The following is a 20,811-nucleotide window of genomic DNA, read 5'->3' on the forward strand; positions in this document are numbered from 1 at the left end:
TCAGCCCCCGGTCCCGGGGACGTGGACGACCTGCACGGTGCCCGGGCCTGCGACGGCCGCCAGGACGCCCGGCAGGTCCGCCTCGGGCACCAGGACCTGCACGACGGTCGACCCGCCTGCGCTGAAGGCGCCCTCGGGCCGCGTGACCTCCGCGACCGTGAGCCCCGTGGCCAGCCGGTGCGGAGCGGGCTGCGCGGCGGCCCCCTCGGCGTCGCGGGCGGCCGCGGGCACCTCCCACAGGTCGACGAGCGCCCCGGGCACCACGTCGCGCGAGGGCAGCTGCCCGACGGGCACGGCCACCGGACGCAGGTCGAGAGCGGTGGCCGTGCCCAGCGCGGACCGGGGCACGAGCTCGCCGGCCTCCACGACCCGTACCGCGACCGCGTCGGCGGGCAGGCCGTCCACGACGGTGACGTACCGCTCGAGCTCGCCCGCCGCGAGCCGCACCTCGGCGACCACGAGCTCGGACGGCACCACGCCGGAGCCCGGCGTGATCGTCTCGGCCGCGACGTACACCTCGACCGTCCGCTGGGCGTCCTGCACCACCCACGAACCCAGCGCGACCGACCCGGCGACCATCACGAGGCCCGCGAGCAACCTCGGGTCACGCCATCCGGGACGGCGCAGGCGGGTCGCCGGCGGGGCCGGCAGCTCGAGGACCGACGTGTCCATCACGACTTCCTTCGTCTCGTACGGGGGCCGTGCAGGGGCGCGTGCGATGCCCATCATGCCGACACCGGGGCAGGAACGGGACATCCCGGTCACACCCTTGTGCACAACCCGTCGGGCCCGCACGCGCGTGCCACACTGCGGTCATGGCTCCCAGGTTCCTCACGCTCGCCGACGTGACCGAGGTCCTGAACATCTCGGCCGCGCAGGCCTACGCCCTGGTGCGCTCAGGTGAGCTGCCCGCGATCCAGATCGGCGGCCGTCTGCAGTGGCGCGTCGAGTCCGCCGAGCTCGAGCGGTACATCGAGCGGATGTACGCCCAGACGCGGGCCCGCATCGAGACCGAGGTCGAGCACGACACGGTGCCCGAGCACGGTTGACCCGGAGGGCCCCGCGGGCCTGACGGCGCGCCTCATCCCGACCTGACCGCGCGCAGCCCCGCGAAGGGCACCGTCCACCACGTCCCACCCCGCAGCACCTCGCCGTGGCCCGTCACCAGGTCGAGGTGATCGGCACCCACGCGCTCGATGCGCCCGGTGAGCTCGGCCCCGTCGGTCTCGACGCGAACGACCACGCGATCGCGCGCGAGGGCCCGGAGGGCGTGACCGAGACCGAGCCGGCGCTCGACCTCGCCCGGTGCGGGAGCCGCGTGCGGGACGAGCCCGACGACGGCCGTCACCGCGTCGAGCGGCACGAGCGTGCGACGAGCCTGCTCCCCCAGCAGCAGCCACTCGGGCGCCGTGTCGAGCACGACCCCGTCGACGAGCGCCCCGCCGCGCACCCGCACCCCGATGCGCGCGCCGCGGGACGCCCGCAGCCGGTCCGCGACCGTCACCGTCGCCCGCTCGGCGCGGGTCAGCTCGCTCACCTGGGCCCCGAGCTCGGCCGACTCCTGCGCAGCCAGCTGCGCCTCCATGTCGGCGAACAACGACTCCCAGCGCATCGACTCACCTTAGGGCCCGAAGCCGGACAACCTACCGATATCCATCCCTGAGGCTGGACACCGGCCCGACGCGGCTGACGCCGTCAGGGCGTGTTGAGCACGAACACCCCGACCAGGGTCACAGCGACCACGATCAGGCTCGCGGCTGCCCAGGCGGCGCCTCGTCTGACGGTGAAGCCGAGTGACGGCAGTGCGGCAACAGGAAGAGCGACGAACACGCCAGCCAGGGCCCAGAACACCACGGATCCGGAGGGGTCGGGGGCGGGACCGGCGGCGAACTGGCTACCGGAGAGCGAGGCGATCACAGCGAGGACTGCGGCGATGATCCAGCTCGCGAGCGCGCACAGGATCGCCATCCCCCGACGCGGACGCTTGCCCGCCGCGGCGGGGGTCACGACACCACCCGGGTTGTGCACAGTCACCGCCCCTGAAGTCGCAGCCGACCGGTCGAGATGGTCCCGGTCAGGTCAGTCGTGCCGTCGATCTGCACGGTACCGACAGCGGAGGCCTTGACGAGCACTTCCGATCGAGTCATCGGACCTCATCCAACTCTGGACATACCGCCCAGTCATGCACTACACCTAGGGGCGTCAGGCACACCAAACTGCATCAAACGCGATGAAACGAAGGTGAGCGTATGACCGCGACCTCACGCCCGGCATGGGCGGGCCGCACCCTCGGACTGCTCGCTCTGCCTGTCGGCCTCGCGACGACGCTCGGTCTGACCGTGGTCATCGCCGGGCGGCTGCGCACCGCCCTCGAACCCGGGCTCGACCTCACGACCCTCCGCATCGACCGCGCCGTGCTCGTCGCGGTCCTCGGGGCCGGCACGCTGCTCGCGGCCTGGCTGGCCCTCTCGCTGCTCGTCGCGACGCTGTGCGCCGTGGCCCGCACCTGCGGGACGGCCTGGGGGGCAGGCGAGCGGGTCGTGCAGCGCTGGGCCCCCGCGCTCGTCCGGCGCACTCTCACCCTCGCGCTCGGCGCGAGCCTCGGGCTCGGCTTCACCGCGGCAGCGCAGGCCACCTCCCCCGATCTCCAGCTCGGCTGGGCCGCGACGGGAACGTCGACCTCGGCACCGGCGACGACCGGCACCGCACCCGAGGCAGCACCCGTCGACACCGCATCCGTCCACGCAGCGCCGACCAGCACCCGCCCCACCGGCACCCCCGCCGGTGCGTCGTCCACGGGCGACGGTGACGCGGCGTCGGTGGGGACGCCTGCGTCGGTGCCCGTCTCGGACGGCCAGGTCGTCGTCGCGGCGGGCGACAGCCTCTGGCGCATCGCCGCCCGGTACCTGGGGCCCGGCGCGAGCACCGCGGACATCGCCGCGGCCTGGCCCGACTGGTATGCGGCCAACGCGGCCGTCATCGGCGACGACCCAGGCCTCCTGCACCCCGGACAGGTCCTCACCCTCCCCGCGACCGCCTCGACCTCCACCGCCCCTGCCGAGCCCGGGAGTGCCTCATGACCCTCACCGCCGCAGCCCTCAGCCCCACCGAGGCCGCCCTCTGCCGCCTCGCATCCGGTGGTGCTCGCCCGAGCGGCCCGCCGACCACGTCTCGCCCACCGGCCACCGCCACCCCCACCGCCACCACAGAGGCACGCCCGGTGCGGCGGCCGCACGGCGCCGTCGACGACGTCCACCTCGCCGCCGACCGTGCGGGGCACGAGAGCGCACCCGACGAGGCCACGACATCCGGCCACCCGGCGCCGACCGAGACGGGGCTCGTCGACGCGACCAGAGCCTCCCAGCAGCCGGCCGCCGTGTCGTCCGACCGCCCGCCCGGGCCGGCGAAGCCCGTGCGGGTGCGGCTCGTCCCCGAGGTGCCGCACGGGCCACGCTCACGACCGCCGGCCGGGCCGGGCCACTCCCGTCCCCCGACGCTCGAGGAACGAGCCCTGGCCCGGCGCCGCGCCGCCCTCGACCCCGCGCGGGCCGAGACCCCCGGGGCTCCGGCCACCGAGGCGCTGCCCGAGCCGACCGCGCTGTGCTGCTCGATCGTCCTCGTGGCGCTCGAGGCGCTGCACGGCACGCGGTCGATCGCCCAGCTGGCCAGGTGGGTCACCCCCGAGGTGTACGAGCAGCTCGCGGCGCGCGTGGCGGTCACGGTGCGGGCCCTGGGCGCCGCACGGCCGACGGCACGCCCCGAGGTGCGTCGCGCGCGGGTGTGCCGGCTCGGCGGGCGGGTCGCCGAGGCCAGCGTCGTCGTGCAGGACGGCGCCCGGGTGCGCGCGGTCGCGCTGCGGCTCGAGGAGCGTCGCGGAGCGTGGCGCGCGGTGGCTCTCGAGATCGGCTGACCCGCGCACGGACGAACGGCGACGGCCCGCCCCGGAGCTCCGGGACCGGCCGTCGCCGTGCTGCCTCGTACGGGGGCGCTGACCCCCAGACGTCAGCGCTTGCGCTGCTTGGCGGCCTTGCGCCGCTCCTGACGGTTGCTGCCGTCCGCGGGCGCAGGCGCAGGCGCGCCACCCTCGGAACGGGTGACCACCGCGTCGTCGCCGTCCGCGCTGGGCGCCGAGTACTGCAGCGGGGCCCGCTCCTCGGGGCCGTCGATGCCCTTCGCGACGAGCCCGCCCGCGGCGGCCGGACGCGGACCGGCAGCGCCAGCCCCCGCACCGATTGCGGCCTGCGCGGCCGACTCGGCCGTGACGGCCCCCGCCTCACCGGCGGCGTCGGGCTCGGCGACCTTGACCTCGAGGTTGAACAGGTACTGGACCGACTCCTCCTTGATGGACTCGGTCATCGCCCCGAACAGCTGGAAGCCCTCACGCTGGTACTCGATGAGCGGGTCGCGCTGCGCCATGGCGCGCAGGCCGATGCCCTCCTTGAGGTAGTCCATCTCGTAGAGGTGCTCGCGCCACTTGCGGTCCAGCACCGAGAGCACCACGCGGCGCTCGAGCTGACGCATGTTGTCCGCGCCGATCGTGGCCTCGCGCTCGGCGTAGGCGTGCTCGGCGTCCGAGAGGACCTCGGTGCGGATGAGCTCGGCCGTGAGACGAGTCTCGCCGCCCGCCTGCTCGACGACCTCCTCGGGCGTGATCGAGATCGGGTAGATGGCCCGCAGCGCGGCCCACAGCGCCTCGAGGTCCCAGTCCTCCGGGCGCCCCTCGGCGGTCGCCGCGGTGACGTAGTCACCCAGGACGTCGCCGAGGAAGTGGTGCACCTGCTCGGCCAGGTCCTCGCCCTCGAGCACGCGGCGGCGCTCGTCGTAGATGACGGTGCGCTGACGGGACAGCACGTCGTCGTACTTCAGGACGTTCTTGCGGATCTCGAAGTTGCGACCCTCGACCTGCGACTGCGCGCTCTGGATGCCGCGCGTGACGATCTTCGACTCGAGCGGCATGTCGTCCGGGAACCCGGCGCGCGTCATCATCGACTCGGCCATCTGCGAGTTGAACAAGCGCATCAGGTCGTCCTGCAGCGACAGGTAGAAGCGGGACTCGCCCGGGTCGCCCTGACGTCCGGACCGGCCACGCAGCTGGTTGTCGATGCGGCGCGACTCGTGCCGCTCGGTGCCGAGCACGTAGAGCCCGCCCAGCTCGACGACCTCGTCGTGCTCCGCGGCGACGGCCTCGGTCGCCTTGGCGAGCGCGTCGGGCCACGCGGCCTCGTACTCCTCCGCGTTCTCGGCCGGGTCCAGCCCGCGGGCGGCGAGGTCGGCGACGGCCATGAACTCGGCGTTGCCGCCGAGCATGATGTCGGTGCCACGACCGGCCATGTTGGTCGCCACGGTGACGGCGCCCTTGCGGCCTGCCTGCGCGACGATCGACGCCTCCCGCGCGTGCTGCTTGGCGTTGAGGACCTCGTGCGGGACGCCCTGCTTCTTGAGCTTGGACGAGAGCAGCTCGCTCTTCTCGACGCTCGTGGTGCCGACCAGCACCGGCTGGCCCTTGGCGTGCCGCTCGACGATGTCGGCGACGACAGCGTCGAACTTGCCGTCCTCGGCCTTGTAGACCAGGTCGCCCTGGTCGATGCGCTGCATCGGGCGGTTGGTCGGGATGGGGACGACGCCGAGCTTGTACGTGCCCTGGAACTCGGCGGCCTCGGTCTCGGCCGTACCCGTCATGCCCGCGAGCTTGTCGTACAGGCGGAAGTAGTTCTGCAGCGTGATCGTGGCGAGCGTCTGGTTCTCGGCCTTGATGGCCACGCCCTCCTTGGCCTCGATCGCCTGGTGCATGCCCTCGTTGTACCGGCGCCCGGGCAGGATGCGGCCCGTGTGCTCGTCGACGATCAGGACCTCGCCGTTCATCACGACGTAGTCCTTGTCGCGCTTGAAGAGCTCCTTGGCCTTGATCGAGTTGTTGAGGAACCCGATGAGCGGCGTGTTGAGCGACTCGTACAGGTTGTCGATGCCGAGGTAGTCCTCGACCCGGGCGATGCCGGGCTCGAGCACGCCGACCGTGCGCTTCTTCTCGTCGACCTCGTAGTCGCGATCGGGCTGCAGGCGCCGGGCGACCTTGGCGAACTCGGCGTACCAGCGGTTCGCGTCGCCCGACGACGGCCCCGAGATGATGAGCGGGGTGCGCGCCTCGTCGATGAGGATCGAGTCGACCTCGTCGACGATCGCGAAGTTGTGGCCGCGCTGCACGAGCTCGTCGGTGTTCCACGCCATGTTGTCGCGCAGGTAGTCGAAGCCGAACTCGTTGTTGGTGCCGTACGTGATGTCGGCGGCGTACTGGACCCGCCGCTCGGACGGACGCTGGTTCGAGAGGATGACCCCGCTCGTGAGCCCGAGGAACCGGTACACGCGCCCCATGAGCTCGGCCTGGTAGCTCGCCAGGTAGTCGTTGACCGTGACGACGTGCACACCCTTGCCGGTGAGCGCGTTGAGGTACGCCGGGGCCGTGGCGACGAGGGTCTTGCCCTCACCGGTCTTCATCTCGGCGATGTTGCCGAGGTGCAGCGCTGCGCCGCCCATGAGCTGGACGTCGAAGTGCCGCTGACCGAGCGTGCGCCGCGAGGCCTCACGGACCGCCGCGAAGGCCTCGGGGAGCAGGTCGTCGAGGTTCTCGCCGTCCGCCAGGCGCGCCCGGAAGCGGTCCGTCTCCTCGCGGAGCTCCGCGTCGGACAGGCTGACGAAGCTGTCCTCGAGGGCGTTCACCTGTTGGGCGATCCCGGACAGCTTCTTGACGATCCGCCCTTCGCCGAAGCGCAGGACCTTGTCGAGAATCGCAGGCACGCGTAACTCCCCACGGTTTCCCGCCCCGCACGCCAGGGCGTCGGGACGGTCAGGCGGACCCGACCGCACGGCCGGGGCGCTGACCATCGTAGGCGAGGGTCATGGTCGCGGTCGAAGAACCACCACCGCGAGGAGCACCAGCACGGCCCCGAACGACCCCGCGAGGCCCAGCCGCTCGTCCCGCAGGAGCAGGGCACCGACCGTCGCGGCGAGCGGCTCGAGCAGGGCGAGGAGCGCCGCTGTGGTCGCCGGCACCGTGCGCAGCCCGCGGAAGTACGCGGCGTAGGCCGCTGCGGTGGGCACCAGCCCGAGGAAGAGGAGCACCGCCCAGCCCTGGCCGCCCCGGGGCAGCAGCGGCCCGGCACCCGACACGAGCACCGCTCCCGCGAGCAGCACACCACCGAGGGTGAAGGCGAGCCCGGTGAGGGACGACGCACCGAGCCCGGGCACGGGCCGGGTGTTGAGCTGGGTCATCGCCGCGAACGCGGCCCCCGCCCCGAGCGCGAGCAGGACGCCTGCCGGGCCGGACCCCGTCGCCGGCGCGCCGACGAGCAGCCCGAGACCGCCCACGGCCAGCGCGAGGGCCACGAGCACGGGCGTGGTGGGCGCTCGCCGGCTCCGCAGGGCCACCCCGGCCGCCACCAGCACCGGTGCGGAGCCGAGCGCGACGAAGGTGGCGCTCGCGACCCCCGCGCTGACCACGGCGGCGAAGAAGCAGGCCTGGTACAGCGCCGCGAGCACGGCCGTCGTGCCCACCCGGACCCCCACGGCCCGGGTGCGCGGCACTCCCCCGAGCTGCCCGGTCACCCCCAGCAGCCCGAGCAGCAGCAGGCCGCCGGTCAGCAGACGGCACGCGGCCACCGCCGGTGCGGACAGCCCCGCCACCGCGGCGAGCTCGGCACCCGCGAGCCCGCCGACCCCCCACAGCACCGCCCCGAGCACCACCAGGGCGAAGTCACCCGATCGGGCCAACGCGAACCGGGCGTCGACCCCCTCGGCGGCCACCCGTCAGCCGCCGACCGGCGAGAGAGGTCCGGACAGCACCGACGCCGCCGGCGCCCCCACGTCCAGCACACCGTGCAGCGCGCCGTCCAGCGCACCGTGCAGCGCCGCGGCGAGGTCCCCGCGTGCGTCCGCGCCGGCCGCCCCGACCCGGACGTCAGGCAGTCCCAGCCACCCGGCGAGCACACGCAGCTCGAGGGCCAGGGCGTCGGCCACGTCCACGCCGCCACCGCGGACGGGCCGCGCCCCCGGGGTCCGGTGCGCGGCGTGCACCCGGAGCACCCCGGCGCGTCGGTCGGCCTTCAGGTCCACCAGGGCGGCGAGGTGCTCGCCGTGCAGGAAGGGCAGCACGTAGTAGCCGTGCACCCGCTTGTGCTCGGGCACGTAGATCTCGATGCGGTAGCGCAGGCCGAAGAGCTCCTCGAGCCGCCGTCGCTCGAACACGAGCGGGTCGAACGGGCTGAGCAGCGCGCTCCCCGTCGCGTGGCGCGGCACCGTGGCGTCGCGGTGCCGCAGCACGTCGCGGTCCCAGCCTTCGACGCGCACCGGCACCAGCACCCCGTCCTCGACGAGGTCGTGCACCGCCTGCGCACCCCGGGGGCCACGGACCCGGAAGTAGTCGAGGAAGCAGCGTGCCGTGCCGATGCCGTGCGCCCGGGCCCCGATCTCGACGAGCGAGCGCACCGCGTCCGCGTCGGAGGGCTCGGGGGCGGCCAGCACGTCCGGCGGCAGGACGCGCTCGGTCAGGTCGTAGCAGCGCTCGAACTGGGCGTTGCGCCGCGCCGAGGCGACCTCCCCCGTGAAGAACAGGTACTCGAGGACCCGCTTGGCCACGGTCCGGTTCCACCCCCAGCCCGTGCGCGTGCGGGGGTGGTCGACCTCGAAGAACCGGTGGATCTCGGCCGCGGTCACCGGGCCGTGCTCGGCGACGAGCCGGCGCACCTCGGCCACCTCGGCCGCGTTCGCGAGCGGGACCTCGCGGATGGTGCCCCACGCCGTCGACCGGTAGGCGCGCCGACGCCAGCCGAGCAGCCGGTAGGTCTCGGGCGTCACGTACGACGCCTCGTGGGCCCACGTCTCGACCAGACGCCGCGGGGCGCGGCCCGACGCGCGGTCGAGCAGGCCGGTGTCGTAGGCCCCCAGCCGCGAGTAGACGGGCATCAGGTGGGCGCGCGCGAGCACGTTGACCGAGTCGATCTGCAGCAGGCCCAGCCGGTCGACGACCTGCTGGTACCGGCGCATCGTGACCGGACCGGACCGGACCGGCCGCGACCTGTCGAGCCCCTGGGCCCGGAGCGCGACACGGCGGGCCTGCGACGACGACAGCGATTCACGGGTCGGCCGGACGAGGGGCGGGACGGGACGGGTCGGAGGCACCTCGCCATCCTGCCGTCCCGCACCGACACGACGACAGGTCCCGCGGACGCGCCGCGGGACCTGTCGTCGGTACCTCAGACCGCGGCGTCAGACCGCGGCGTCCTCCCGCTCGTGCACGCGGCCGTTGGTGCTGACCGGGGTGTCGAGCTTGACCACGCCGTAGCTCCAGCCGTGACGCCGGTAGGCGACGGCGGGCTGGGCCGTCTCCGCGTCGATGAACAGGTAGAAGTCGTGCCCCACGAGCTCCATCTCGTAGAGCGCGTCGTCCACTGTCATCGGATGGGCCGAGTGGACCTTCTCCCGGATCACCACCGGCGAGTCGCCCAGCGCGATCTCGACCACGTCTCCGGGTGCGACGGCCGTGGGACGCTCGGCAGGCGGCTCTTCCTCGTCCTCGCTCAGCGGTCGCACGTCGACGGGGGCGTCGTTCGCCGCGGTGAGCGTGCGGTTGTGGTGGTCCTTGCGGCGGTCGCGCGATCGACGCAGCCTCTCCTGGAGCTTCGCGATCGCCAGGTCCAGCGCGGCGTAGCGGTCGTCCGCGCACGCCTCCGCGCGGATCACGGGACCCTTGTCCACGACCGTGAGCTCCACGCGCTCGCTCGAACCCGCCTGTCGGGGGTTGCGCTCATGGGTGACAACGACGTCGATCCGTTGTGCACGGGGTGCGAGCTGGGCCAGCTTCGTCAACTTGTCCGTCGCGTGCTGGCGGAACTTCTCCAGCACCTCGGTGTGACGACCAACGACCACGATCTCCATGAATACCTCCTGGAGGACCAGGGGCGGGGGGGAACACCGCCCGGTGACGTGCAGAGAGACGCCCCGATGGGGCGATCGTGCGGCACCACCTCCTCCCGTGGCCGGAATTGCACCCGGGACCGATCAGGCCCTCGAGCGGCTCCGCTCCGGCCCGTCGGTACTGGCTCCACGCTATCTCCGTGGAGCCTCAGGTTCCAGTTCCGCCGCTCCGCCGACCGGGTGGTGGCGTCGCCGCGAGCACCAGCCCTCCCACCACGACGGCTCCCGCCCCGACCAGCGCCCGCTCGGCCGCCGCGAACGTCGCACCGGTCGTGAGCACGTCGTCCACGAGAAGCACCGGGCGACCCGCGAGCCTCGCACCAGCCGCGCGGCGGACACGGACCTGACCTGCGAGGTTGTGCGCCCGGGCGCGCACCCCCAGGCCCACCTGGTCGCGCGCGCCCCCGCCCCGTCGCAGCCCGCGGCACACGGCGACCTCGGGCAGGTCCGCGGCGAGCGCACGCGCCACCGCGATGCCGAGCCGGCCCACGAGGTCGTCGCCGCGGCGGCGACGGGCCCCCGGGGACGAGGGCGCCGTGACGACGAGCAGCGGCGCGCACCGACCGAGGCCGGCCACGAGAGCCGGAGCGAGGTGGGAGGCCCCGCGGGCGAGCGCGGCCGCGAGCGGTCGCGTCAGGTCGGTGCGGCCACGGTCCTTCCACGCCACGACGAGCTCGCGCACCTCGCCCGTGCACGGCGCGAGGGACCAGACCGGCAGGACCGTCGACCCGTCCGACCGGTCGAGCCGTGGGGCCGACGCCTCGCACCTGCGGGGCTCGACGCGCAGCCTCGCGTGGCAGGCCTCGCACAGCGGCACGTCGAGCTCGCCGCAGCCGCCGCACGCGACCGGGAGCACGAGGCGGCCGACGTCGGCGACCACCCGCAGGAACGCGCGCGGCAGGGACGGGGCGGACGGGACGCGCGGGACGCTCGTGGCAGGCACGGCCCAGGGTGGCGCCCAGGGGCGACCCCGGCGTCGCGGCCGGGCGGCCCGGGCCCGCACACGGCCGTCGCCCGGGCTGGGGGTGGGCGACCGTGCGAGGTGTCAGCCCGGGAAGGACGGGTCGTGCACGCCGGTCGCGACCGACACCCAGCGCTGCCCCGACCGGGACCACAGCTGCCCGTCCGCCGTCGCCGCGTACAACGACCGATCGGCCTTGCCGCCCGCGACCGACACGATGCCCTCGAGGGACGGCGCCGCCCGGGTCGGACCTGCGACAGGCACCAGGTGGATCCCGGCGCTCGTGGCACCCGCCACCTTGCCCACCACCGCGAGCGTCGTCTCGTCGAACCACACGACCCGCGTGGCGTCGGTGAGCATCGCACCCGTGGCCAACGGCTCACCGAGCTGCTGCGGGACCCCGACACCGCCTCGCACCACGCCCGCGACGTCGAGCCCCGGGCCGTCGTCTCCGGTCGACAGGATCGCCACGCGTGAGCCGTCACGGGCGACCCGCACCTCGCGGACCGTGCGTCCGGCGAGCCAGTCGGCCTGCACGACCTGCTGGGTCCCGTCCGACCGTGCCGCGGTCAGGACCGGGCCCTCGGGGCTCGCGGACGCGGTCCACGCCCAGCCGAACCGGTCGACCGACGGGTCCGCGAGCGCGACCCCCGTCACGAGCGGCTGCGCGCTCCCGGACTGCGTCGTCGGCGCGCGCACGAGCGCGTCGCCGTCCGACAGCAGCACCCGCACGTTGCCCTGCTCGTTGCGCGCGGTGCTGCCCGCCTGCAGCCCCGTGAGCGCGCCGACCTCGTCGACCGGTGTCAGCTCACCGTCGGTGAGCGCCACGAGCGCGTCGCCCTGCACCACCTCGAGCGCCGTGTCGGCGGGGAGCACGCTCCGCTCGAGACGGGCCGGCTCCCAGTCGAGCGGCACGTCGCCGACCGTGAGCTGCACGGCGCTGACCCGGGGGATGCGCAACGACGCCTCGAGCTGGGCCATGAGCAGCGCGCGCTCGGTCGGGTCGCTCAGTGCGGCGCCCGTCAGGCTCACGTCGGCCGTGCCCGAGGGGTCGACCGGCACGGCGGGGGTCGTCAGGTGCATGCCGTCCGGCACCGCGGTGCGCACGGCGTCCTGGAGCCACGGCGAGGGGCCCTCGACGAGCGCCCGCACGACCGACGTCGCGAGGTTGCGCACCGGGAACGACCGCGTCTCGGGGACCAGGTACGTGCTGTCGGCCGACAGGAAGTACAGCGTGGCCGTGCGGTACACGAGATTGAAGTTGGGCTGCGAGAGCACCACGCCGTCGTCCAGCCCCGAGATCCGCCACTGCCCGGCACTGTCCATCACGAGGTCGAAGACCAGCGACTCCTGGGTCTCCGGCCCCGACTCCTGGTAGCGCCCGTCGGAGTCGACCCGCGCCGCGACACCCACACGCACCTGCACCTGGGTGTCGGTGAGCATCGTGGACTCCGGGCTGCTGGCCGCCGAGTACACGACCACCCGCTCGCCCGGGTCCCACGTGTCGCGCGCCTCACCCGCCAGGTACTCGCGGGCCACCGAGAAGTCCTTGCTGATGTCCGCCGTGCTCTCACGGCTGAACCCCGCGGCGCTCGCGTTGAGGAACCCGTCGACGATCTGCTGCGGTGAGGCGTCCTCACCCGGCGAGTCGCCGAGCAGGGTCACCGGGGCGAGCTCGCTCACGTCCTCGACGCCCTCGCTCACCGGACCGTCGGTGGGGATCGCGGCGCAGGCCGCGAGGGCGCCTGCCGTCAGCATCGCGAGCACCGCTGCGAGCACGGGATACGCGTGGCGGCGCCGGTGCAGGACGAGAGGCGCGCTCATCGGACCTCCTGGGGGTCGAGGTCGGTGTCGAGCTCGGGCAGCGCCGTCGGGTCGCTCGCCCCACGGGACCGCACCGCGGGCGCGGGGTCCGCGGTCTCCTCGGGGACGAGCGGCAGCGGCGCGCTGACGAGCCGGATGCCGGCCCGGCGCGGCAGCGTCAGCCGGAAGCACGCGCCGTCGCCCGGCCGGCCCCACGCCTCGAGCCAGCCGCCGTGCAGGTGGGCGTCCTCGAGCGCGATGGCCAGTCCCAGCCCCGTGCCGCCGGTCGTCCGCGCGCGCGCCGGGTCGGCCCGCCAGAACCTGTCGAACACGTGCGCCGCGGCCTCCGGGGTCATGCCCACGCCGCGGTCGCGCACCGTGACCGCGAGCGCCTGCGCGTCGGCCGCGAGCGTGACCTCGACAGTGCTCCCCTCGGCGTGCTCGATCGCGTTGACGAGCAGGTTGCGCAAGATGCGCTCGACGCGGCGGGGGTCGACGTCGGCGATGCAGCGCGTGTCGGGCAGGTGCACGCTCAGCCAGGTGCTGCGGCGCTCGGCGAGCGGGAACGCGTGCTCGACGGCCGCGGAGACGACGTCCCGCACGTCACGGCTCTCGGCGTCGAGCATCGCCGCGCCCGCGTCGAACCGGCTGATCTCGAGCAGGTCGGCGAGCAGGTCCTCGAACCGGTCGAGCTGGGTCTGCAGCAGCTCCGCGGAGCGCTTGACCGACGGCTCGAAGTCGTGGCGTGCGCCGTGCAGCACCTCCCCCGCCATCCGCACCGTCGTCAGCGGGGTGCGCAGCTCGTGCGACACGTCCGAGACGAAGCGTCGCTGGAGTGTGCTGAGCTCCTCCATGCGCCCGATCTGCTCCTGGAGCCCGTGCGCCATCTCGTTGAACGACCGGCCCAGCGTCGCGATCTCGTCCTCGCCCCGCACGGGCATCCGCTCGTCGAGGTGCCCGTCCGCGATGCGTGCGGCGACCTGCGCCGCGGCGCGCACCGGCCGCACGACCTGGCGCGTCACGAGCCACGTCATGGTGCCCAGCAGCAGCACGAGAGCCGCCGCGCCGATCGCGAGCATGCGCTGCAGGAAGTCCAGCCGGTCCTGCTCGGCCTGCAGGCTGTAGAGGAAGTAGAGCTCGTAGGTCCCCGCCACGGGCAGCACGACCGTCTGCCCGACGACGACGGCGGGCTCGGTCCGCCCGGCGTCACCGACGCCCCGCGAGACGGGCCACCCGGTCGACTGCCAGCGCTGCCCCTCGCCCGCGGCCGTGGCCGCGCGCAGATCCTTGCTGATCACGTCCATGAGGCCCGGCTCCGAGGCCCGGGAGTTCACGAGAGTGGTCTGGCCCGGCGCGCGCAGCAGGAACACCTCGCGCTCGCCCGAACCGCCCGAGCGCAGGGCCGACATCACGTCGTTGAGGAGCACCTGGACCTCGGTGGACGTCGCCGCGGTCGACGCGTCGAACGTGTCTTGCGCCTGGCGGGTCGCGCGCGCGCTCTCGTCGAGCACCAGGTCGACCCGTTCGGTGAACAGTCCGTCACGCATCTGCGCGGACAGCGTCACGCCGACCATCGCGAGCGCGACGAGCCCGATCGCCAGCGTCGACGTCACGACCCGGGCCTGCAGCGACGAGCGCCACGCGCGGCTCGAGACCCGCACGGACCGGACGACGCGCAGCCGCGCGAGCCGCCAGCTGCGTCTCACGCGTCCCACGAGGCACCCCCCGCCGTCCGTGCGTGCCTCACGGTCACTGCGACGGTGCGCCCGCCTTGTAGCCGACACCCCGGACCGTCACGACGATCTCGGGACGCTCGGGGTCCGCCTCGATCTTCGAACGAAGCCGCTGGACGTGGACGTTGACGAGCCGCGTGTCGGCCGCGTGCCGGTAGCCCCACACGCGCTCGAGCAGCACCTCGCGCGTGAAGACCTGCCACGGCTTGCGCGCGAGAGCGACGAGCAGGTCGAACTCGAGCGGGGTCAGCGATATGGGCACCCCGTCCCGCGACACCCGGTGCCCCGTGACGTCGATCGTGAGGTCCCCGATGCCGAGGTGCTCGGGCACGGGCTCGTCGCTGCGGCGCAGCCGCGCGCGCACCCGGGCGATGAGCTCCTTGGGCTTGAACGGCTTGGAGATGTAGTCGTCGGCGCCGGACTCGAGACCGAGCACCACGTCGACGGTGTCGGCCTTGGCCGTGAGCATGACGATCGGGACGCCCGACTCGGCCCGGATCTGGCGGCACACCTCGGTGCCGTCCTTGCCCGGCAGCATGAGGTCGAGCAGCACGAGGTCCGGCTGCGACGCACGGAAGATGCCGATGGCATCGTCGCCGTCCGCGCAGAACACCGGGTCGAAACCCTCCGAGCGCAGCACGATCCCGATCATCTCCGCCAGCGCGACGTCGTCGTCGACGACCAGCACACGACCCTTCATGGGGCCCATGATCGCACCGATCCGCCTCGGCCCGGCCCGGCTCAGCACAGATCACCCGCCCGCGCGCCCCGTCGCCCATGCTCACCTGCCCACAGACCCGCATGAGCGCCACCGCGACAGGTGCGACATGGCACCATGAACGTCTGACCAGGTACGGCCCAGACCAGGGAGCGAACGTCCATGACCACGCCGCACGAGGACTCCCCCCGGTCCCCCGCCGACCCGTCGCCGGTACCCGTCCACACCCCTCCTCCCACGCCGGGTTGGGGACCCGCCCCGGGGCAGGTGCCGCCGCCGTCCGGGTACGGGCAGCAGCCGGGGTACGGGCAGCCGGTGTACGGCCAGCAGCCCGGGTACGGGCAGCCGGTGTACGGCCAGGCCGGTCCCGGAGGTGTTCCGGGCTACGGGCCTGGTGGCTGGCGACCACCGGCCGCGCAGCCGGGCATCGTCCCGCTGCGGCCGTTGGGGCTCGGCGAGATCCTCGACGGCTCGTTCCGCGCCATCCGGGCCAACCCGCGCGTCATGTTCGGCCTCGCCGGCGTGGTCGTCACGGTGGTCGTCGCGATCCAGGCGGTGCTGCAGTGGTACCTCGGCGGCCTGCTCGCCGGTGGCGTCAGCGACCTCACCACCTCGGTCGACCCGACCGGTGAGATGGGCCTGGACACGCAGCTCGGCTCGACCGTCGGCTCGCTCGTCGCCACCCCGCTCCTGTTCGTCGCGACGACCCTGCTCACCGGGCTCCTCATCGTCTCGGTGAGCCGTTCGGTCATCGGCCGCACCGCGACGCTCGCGGAGGTCGGCCAGGCTGCGCGCGGGCGGGTGTGGTGGGTGCTGGGCTTCTCGGCGCTGTACGGCGCGGTGATCCTCGCTGCCGTCGGCGTGTTCGTCGGTGCGATCGTCGTGGCCGCGGCCAACGAGCAGTGGGGGGCGCTGGTCGCCGTCGCGCTGCTCGGCGGTGTGCTGCTCACGGCGGCCGTGGTCTGGGTCGCCGTCCGTACGCTGCTGGTCCCGCCGGCGCTCATGCTCGAGGGCGGCCGGTTCTGGGCGACCATCCGCCGGGCCTGGCGGCTCACGCGCGGCAGCTTCTGGCGGCTGCTCGGCATCTACCTGCTCGTGCAGATCATCATGTCCGTCGTCGTGAGCCTGCTGTCGTTCCCCGCTGCGATGATCTCCGCGTTCGTCTTCGACGACCCGACGGGCACGGCGTTCGGCTCGATCGTGGTCACCTCGCTCGTCAGCATCGTGACCTACACGCTCACCACCGTGTTCTCGGCCGCAGTGGTCGCGCTGCTGTACATCGACGTGCGGATGCGCCGCGAGGGACTCGACGTCGAGCTCGCACGGGCGGCCGACGAGCCGGTCGCGTGATCCTGCGCCGGCCCGCGTTGCGCGCGTCCGACATCCCGGTCGCACCCGGGGCGGACGAGGCGCGCACGTGGCTCGAGCGCGAGCTGACCGACCCGGTGTACCACCGCGGCCAGAGCATCCTGCAGCGCATCCTCGAGTGGATCGGTGAGCTGTTCGACGGCGCCTCGCGGGTGGGGCTGCCGCCGGGCGTCGCGATCCCCGTCGTGATCGGGGTGCTGCTCGTCGTGCTGGTCGTCACGGCGTGGGTCGTCGGACCGGTGCGCCGCACCCGGCGTGCCGCGTCCGCGCGGGCCGTGCTGGACCACGACGACCGGCGCACCGCCGCGGAGCTGCGGGCCGCAGCCGACGCCGCCGCCGCGGGACACCTGTGGGCGCTGGCCGTCGCCGAGCGCTTCCGGGCGCTGGTGCGCTCGCTCGAGGAGCGCACGCTGCTCGACGAGCGACCCGGCCGCACGGCGCACGAGGCCGTCGAGGCAGCGCTCGTCCGGCTCCCGGCCCGGACCGACGACCTCCGGCGCGCGGGGCGGCTCTTCGACGACGTCGTCTACGGCGACGTGCCCGCGGGTGCCGACGACGACGGGTGGCTGCGTGACGCCGAGCAGCGGGTGCGCGACGAGCGCCCGACGCTGCCCGGGCTCGTGGACGCCGCGGGTGCGAGCGGGTGGCCCGCGTGAGCCTCCCCGGGGCGCCCGCGGGCGCCGCGGCCACGACCACCTCGCCGGGTGGCGACGTCGGGAGCGGCGGTGCGCCCGGTGCCCGTGTCGTCGGCGACGGGACGACGGGTCGCTCGCGCGCCCGGAGCCGCTGGCGCCGCGCCCGGTGGCCGATCGCGGTCGGCGGGCTCGCACTGCTCGTCGGCGTGCTCGCGGCGCTGCCCGAACCACGGACCTCGACCGTGCCCCTCGCACCCGACAACCCGGACGCCGGCGGGGCCCGCGCCGTGGCCGAGGTGCTGCGTGACCAGGGTGTGGAGATCACCTACGTGCGCTCGACGAAGGCGGCGCTCGAGGCCGCCACCCCCGGCACCACGCTGCTCGTGACGGGCGACGCCGTGCTGACCACCGAGCAGGTCGAGCGGCTGGCCGCGAGCCCCGCCGACGTCGTGCTGCTCGAGCCCGGCTGGACGCTCGAGCTCTTCACCGACGCCGCCGCCCCGGCCACCACCGGCACCTTCGACCCGTCCGCGCCGCGCACCGCCGGGTGCACCGACCCGGACGCGCTCGCCGCGGGTGAGATCACGAGCGCCGGACCCGGCTTCGTCGCGCTCGGGCCGGACGCGACCGTGTGCTTCCCCGCCGCCGACGGCGAGCCCGGCACCGGCGCCTACCTCGTCGTCGCGGGCGAACGCCGGTTCACAGCCCTGGCCGACGCGGCGCTGCTCACGAACGCGCAGGTCACGACGGCAGGCAACGCCGCACTCGCGCTGCGCACGCTCGGTCGCCACGACCACCTGGTCTGGTACGTGCCCTCGTTCATGGACACCGACGAGGAGCCCGCCGGCCCGGGCCTGCGCGACCTGCTGCCCCCGGGCGCGGGAGTCCTCGGGCTGCAGCTGCTGGTCGTCGCGGGCGTGGCCGGCGTGTGGCGGGCCCGCCGGCTCGGGCGCGTCGTGAGCGAGCCGCTGCCGGTGACGGTGCGGGCGGGCGAGACGACGCGGGGGCGGGGGCGGCTGTACCGTCGCTCCCGTTCGTACGGCCACGCGGCCGCGGCGCTGCGAGCAGGCACCGCGACCCGGACCGCCACCCGGCTCGGGCTGCCGCGCTCGGCGCCCGCCGTGGCGGTGATCGACGCGCTCGTGCGGGCCACGGGCCGCACGAACGAGGACGTGGCGGGGATCTTGTACGGCCCCCCGCCGACCGACGACGCGGGGCTCGCGCTGCTGGCCCGCAGGCTGGACGACCTGGAGAGCGAGGTTCACCGATCGTGACCGAGGCACACACCACCGATGCGTGGCCCACCCCTGCACCCGGGGCTCCCGGGGCACCCGACGCCCACGTGCCGGCCGGCCCGGTGCCACCGCACGGCCCGTCGATCGCGCTGCGCGAGCAGCTGGGTGCCGTGCGCACCGAGGTCGGCAAGGCCGTCGTCGGCCAGGACGCGGCCGTGACCGGGCTGCTCATCGCCCTGCTCTGCCGGGGCCACGTGCTGCTCGAGGGGGTTCCGGGTGTCGCCAAGACGCTGCTCGTGCGCACGCTCTCGGCGGCCCTCGACCTCGACACCAAGCGGGTCCAGTTCACCCCCGACCTGATGCCCGGCGACATCACGGGCTCGCTCGTGTACGACGCGCGCACCGCGCAGTTCTCGTTCCGTGAGGGCCCGGTCTTCACCAACCTGCTGCTCGCCGACGAGATCAACCGCACTCCCCCCAAGACGCAGGCGTCGCTGCTCGAGGCGATGGAGGAGCGTCAGGTCTCGGTCGACGGGCAGGCGCGCCTGCTGCCCGACCCGTTCCTCGTGATCGCGACCCAGAACCCGGTCGAGTACGAGGGCACGTACCCGCTGCCCGAGGCCCAGCTCGACCGGTTCCTGCTCAAGCTCAACCTGCCGCTGCCCGAGCGCGAGCAGGAGGTCGAGGTCCTGGCCCGGCACGCCGCCGGCTTCGACCCGCGCGACCTGCGGGGCGCCGGGGTGCGTCCCGTCGCCGGGGCGGCGGTGCTGGCCGCCGCACGTGCCGAGGTGGCCCAGGTGCAGGTCTCGCGCGAGGTTCTCGGGTACACCGTGGACCTGTGCCGCGCGACGCGGCAGTCGCCCTCGCTCTCGCTCGGCGTCTCGCCGCGTGGCGCCACCGCGCTGCTCGCGACGTCGCGCGCGTGGGCCTGGATGTCGGGTCGCCCGTACGTCACGCCCGACGACGTCAAGGCCCTCGCCCACCCCACGCTGCGCCACCGGGTGCAGCTGCGGGCCGAGGCCGAGCTCGAGGGCGTGAGCACCGAGCGGGTGCTCGACACCGTGCTCGCGGCCGTCGCCGTCCCCCGCTGACGACCCCCGTGGCGATCACCTGGCGGGCCGTGGCGCTCACCGCCCTGGGCACGGTGGCGGTGCTGCTCGTGCCCGTGGCCGGCACGGTGCTGGTCTGGGCCGCCGTGGTGGCGCTGGCCTGCGCGCTCGACGCCGCGCTGGCCGCGAGCCCGCGGCAGGTCGCCGTGCAGCGCTCGGTCCCCGCGTCGGTGCGGCTCACCCAGACCACGCGCTCGGAGCTCACGCTGACGAACCTCGGCCCGCGCCGGCTGCGCGCCGTGGTGCGTGACGCGTGGCAGCCCTCCGCGGGCACGGGACCGAACCGTCACCCGGTCGACCTGCCGCCGGGTGAGGCGCAGCGGGTGCGCACCCCGCTGACCCCGACCCGCCGCGGCGACCGGCGCGCCGACCGTGCCACGGTGCGGACCGTGGGCCCGCTCGGGCTCGCGGGGCGTCAGGTCTCGCTCGACGTGCCGGCGACGCTGCGGGTGCTGCCCGAGTTCGCCTCGCGGCGTCACCTGCCGAGCCGCCTCGCCCGGCTGCGTGAGCTCGACGGCCGCGCCGCGGTGCAGGTGCGCGGCGCGGGCACCGAGTTCGACTCGCTGCGCGAGTACGTGATCGGCGACGACGTGCGCTCGATCGACTGGCGCGCCACCGCCCGACGTGCCGACGTCGTGGTGCGCACCTGGCGACCCGAGCGCGACCGGCGCGTGCTGCTCGTGGTCGACACGTCGCGCACGTCCGCGGTGCGCGTCGAGGACGCCCCACGCCTCGACGCGTCGATCGAGGCCGCGCTGCTGCTCGCGGCCCTGGCGTCGCGCGCGGGCGACCGCGTCGAGCTCGTCGCCTACGACCGCCGGGTGCGTGCGCGGGTCGCCGGGGCGAGCGGTCCGCGGCTCATGCCGGCGATCGCCGACGCCCTGTCGACGGTCGAGCCGACGCTCGTCGAGACGGACTGGCCGGGGGTCGTGGGGCTCGTGCGCGAACGGCTGTCGCAGCGCGCCCTGGTGGTGCTGCTGTCCTCGCTCGAGCCCGCCGCCGTCGAGCAGGGGCTGCTCGGCGTCGTGGGGCAGCTGACCGACCGGCACCAGGTGGTGCTCGCCGCGGTGCGCGACCCCGAGGTCGAGGAGCTGCGGGTGGGGCGCGCCGACACCGCCGAGATCTTCGACGCGGCGGCCGCCGAGCGCACCGAGCTCGAGCGGGCCTCGGTCGCGGCACGACTGCGGCAGCGCGGTGTCGAGGTCGTCGACGCGCTGCCCGACGAGCTCGCCCCACGGCTCGCCGACACGTACCTCGCGCTCAAGGCGGCCGGGCGGCTCTGA

At 74.6% G+C, this 20,811-nt stretch carries 19 protein-coding genes; 8 read left to right on the forward strand and 11 right to left on the reverse strand.

Annotation, left to right across the window (positions count from 1 at the left end; translation table 11 throughout):
* The gene (locus ACGIF2_RS06260) at positions 1-672 is read right to left on the reverse strand and encodes a hypothetical protein (RefSeq protein ID WP_396044636.1); all 672 of its coding nucleotides are present in this window, start codon (positions 670-672) and stop codon (positions 1-3) included.
* Between the two features lie 143 nt (positions 673-815).
* On the opposite strand from ACGIF2_RS06260, the gene ACGIF2_RS06265 reads away from it, so the two are divergent.
* Complete coding sequence (locus tag ACGIF2_RS06265) at positions 816-1,049, forward strand: helix-turn-helix domain-containing protein (protein ID WP_396044638.1); 234 nt, start codon at positions 816-818, stop codon at positions 1,047-1,049.
* 32 nt (positions 1,050-1,081) lie between these two features.
* On the opposite strand, the gene ACGIF2_RS06270 is transcribed toward ACGIF2_RS06265, so the two are convergent.
* Together ACGIF2_RS06270 and ACGIF2_RS06275 are read right to left on the reverse strand one after the other, a co-directional pair.
* Positions 1,082-1,612 carry a hypothetical protein gene (locus tag ACGIF2_RS06270; RefSeq protein WP_396044640.1) on the reverse strand — a complete coding sequence of 177 codons (531 nt, stop codon included), beginning with the start codon at positions 1,610-1,612 and terminating at the stop codon, positions 1,082-1,084.
* An 83-nt stretch (positions 1,613-1,695) separates the two neighbouring features.
* The gene (locus ACGIF2_RS06275) at positions 1,696-2,007 is read right to left on the reverse strand and encodes a hypothetical protein (RefSeq protein ID WP_396044642.1); all 312 of its coding nucleotides are present in this window, start codon (positions 2,005-2,007) and stop codon (positions 1,696-1,698) included.
* 242 nt (positions 2,008-2,249) lie between these two features.
* Here ACGIF2_RS06275 and ACGIF2_RS06280 point away from each other — a divergent pair, with 242 nt between their 5' ends.
* On the forward strand, positions 2,250-3,080 hold the full coding sequence (locus ACGIF2_RS06280) for a LysM peptidoglycan-binding domain-containing protein (protein ID WP_396044644.1): 831 nt from the start codon (positions 2,250-2,252) through the stop codon (positions 3,078-3,080).
* A gap of 140 nt (positions 3,081-3,220) precedes the next feature.
* Positions 3,221-3,910, forward strand: coding sequence for an Rv3235 family protein (locus tag ACGIF2_RS06285; protein ID WP_396044646.1), 690 nt, complete (start codon positions 3,221-3,223; stop codon positions 3,908-3,910).
* Positions 3,911-4,002: 92 nt separating this feature from the next.
* Here ACGIF2_RS06285 and secA read toward each other — a convergent pair whose 3' ends face one another.
* From secA to mtrA, 8 genes are all read right to left on the reverse strand, one after another.
* Complete coding sequence (secA, locus tag ACGIF2_RS06290; protein ID WP_396044648.1) at positions 4,003-6,792, reverse strand: preprotein translocase subunit SecA; 2,790 nt, start codon at positions 6,790-6,792, stop codon at positions 4,003-4,005.
* Between the two features lie 99 nt (positions 6,793-6,891).
* Positions 6,892-7,797, reverse strand: a complete 906-nt coding sequence (locus ACGIF2_RS06295) for an EamA family transporter (RefSeq protein ID WP_396044650.1) — start codon at positions 7,795-7,797, stop codon at positions 6,892-6,894.
* A 3-nt stretch (positions 7,798-7,800) separates the two neighbouring features.
* Complete coding sequence (locus ACGIF2_RS06300; protein WP_396044652.1) at positions 7,801-9,036, reverse strand: winged helix-turn-helix domain-containing protein; 1,236 nt, start codon at positions 9,034-9,036, stop codon at positions 7,801-7,803.
* A 222-nt stretch (positions 9,037-9,258) separates the two neighbouring features.
* The gene (hpf, locus tag ACGIF2_RS06305) at positions 9,259-9,927 is read right to left on the reverse strand and encodes a ribosome hibernation-promoting factor, HPF/YfiA family (protein ID WP_396044654.1); all 669 of its coding nucleotides are present in this window, start codon (positions 9,925-9,927) and stop codon (positions 9,259-9,261) included.
* Between the two features lie 187 nt (positions 9,928-10,114).
* The gene (locus ACGIF2_RS06310; protein WP_396044656.1) at positions 10,115-10,909 is read right to left on the reverse strand and encodes a ComF family protein; all 795 of its coding nucleotides are present in this window, start codon (positions 10,907-10,909) and stop codon (positions 10,115-10,117) included.
* Positions 10,910-11,011: 102 nt separating this feature from the next.
* Complete coding sequence (locus tag ACGIF2_RS06315; protein ID WP_396044658.1) at positions 11,012-12,751, reverse strand: LpqB family beta-propeller domain-containing protein; 1,740 nt, start codon at positions 12,749-12,751, stop codon at positions 11,012-11,014.
* Positions 12,748-14,436: an MtrAB system histidine kinase MtrB gene (gene mtrB / locus ACGIF2_RS06320; protein WP_396044660.1), complete on the reverse strand. Its 1,689-nt coding sequence runs from the start codon at positions 14,434-14,436 to the stop codon at positions 12,748-12,750. The genes ACGIF2_RS06315 and mtrB overlap by 4 nt, the downstream gene beginning before the upstream one ends.
* A gap of 43 nt (positions 14,437-14,479) precedes the next feature.
* Positions 14,480-15,163: an MtrAB system response regulator MtrA gene (gene mtrA, locus ACGIF2_RS06325; RefSeq protein ID WP_396044662.1), complete on the reverse strand. Its 684-nt coding sequence runs from the start codon at positions 15,161-15,163 to the stop codon at positions 14,480-14,482.
* Between the two features lie 180 nt (positions 15,164-15,343).
* On the opposite strand from mtrA, the gene ACGIF2_RS06330 reads away from it, so the two are divergent.
* From ACGIF2_RS06330 to ACGIF2_RS06350, 5 genes are all read left to right on the forward strand, one after another.
* Positions 15,344-16,531, forward strand: coding sequence for a glycerophosphoryl diester phosphodiesterase membrane domain-containing protein (locus ACGIF2_RS06330; RefSeq protein WP_396044664.1), 1,188 nt, complete (start codon positions 15,344-15,346; stop codon positions 16,529-16,531).
* Positions 16,528-17,205: a DUF4129 domain-containing protein gene (locus ACGIF2_RS06335; protein WP_396044666.1), complete on the forward strand. Its 678-nt coding sequence runs from the start codon at positions 16,528-16,530 to the stop codon at positions 17,203-17,205. The genes ACGIF2_RS06330 and ACGIF2_RS06335 overlap by 4 nt, the downstream gene beginning before the upstream one ends.
* Positions 17,202-18,458, forward strand: coding sequence for a DUF4350 domain-containing protein (locus tag ACGIF2_RS06340; protein ID WP_396044668.1), 1,257 nt, complete (start codon positions 17,202-17,204; stop codon positions 18,456-18,458). Before ACGIF2_RS06335 ends, ACGIF2_RS06340 begins: the two co-directional genes overlap by 4 nt.
* Positions 18,459-18,526: 68 nt before the next feature.
* Positions 18,527-19,510 (forward strand): AAA family ATPase, encoded by a 984-nt coding sequence (locus ACGIF2_RS06345; protein WP_396044769.1) that lies wholly within the window; start codon positions 18,527-18,529, stop codon positions 19,508-19,510.
* Between the two features lie 8 nt (positions 19,511-19,518).
* The gene (locus tag ACGIF2_RS06350; protein WP_396044670.1) at positions 19,519-20,811 is read left to right on the forward strand and encodes a DUF58 domain-containing protein; all 1,293 of its coding nucleotides are present in this window, start codon (positions 19,519-19,521) and stop codon (positions 20,809-20,811) included.

The sequence above is a fragment of the Cellulomonas sp. P22 genome (assembly GCF_044392165.1).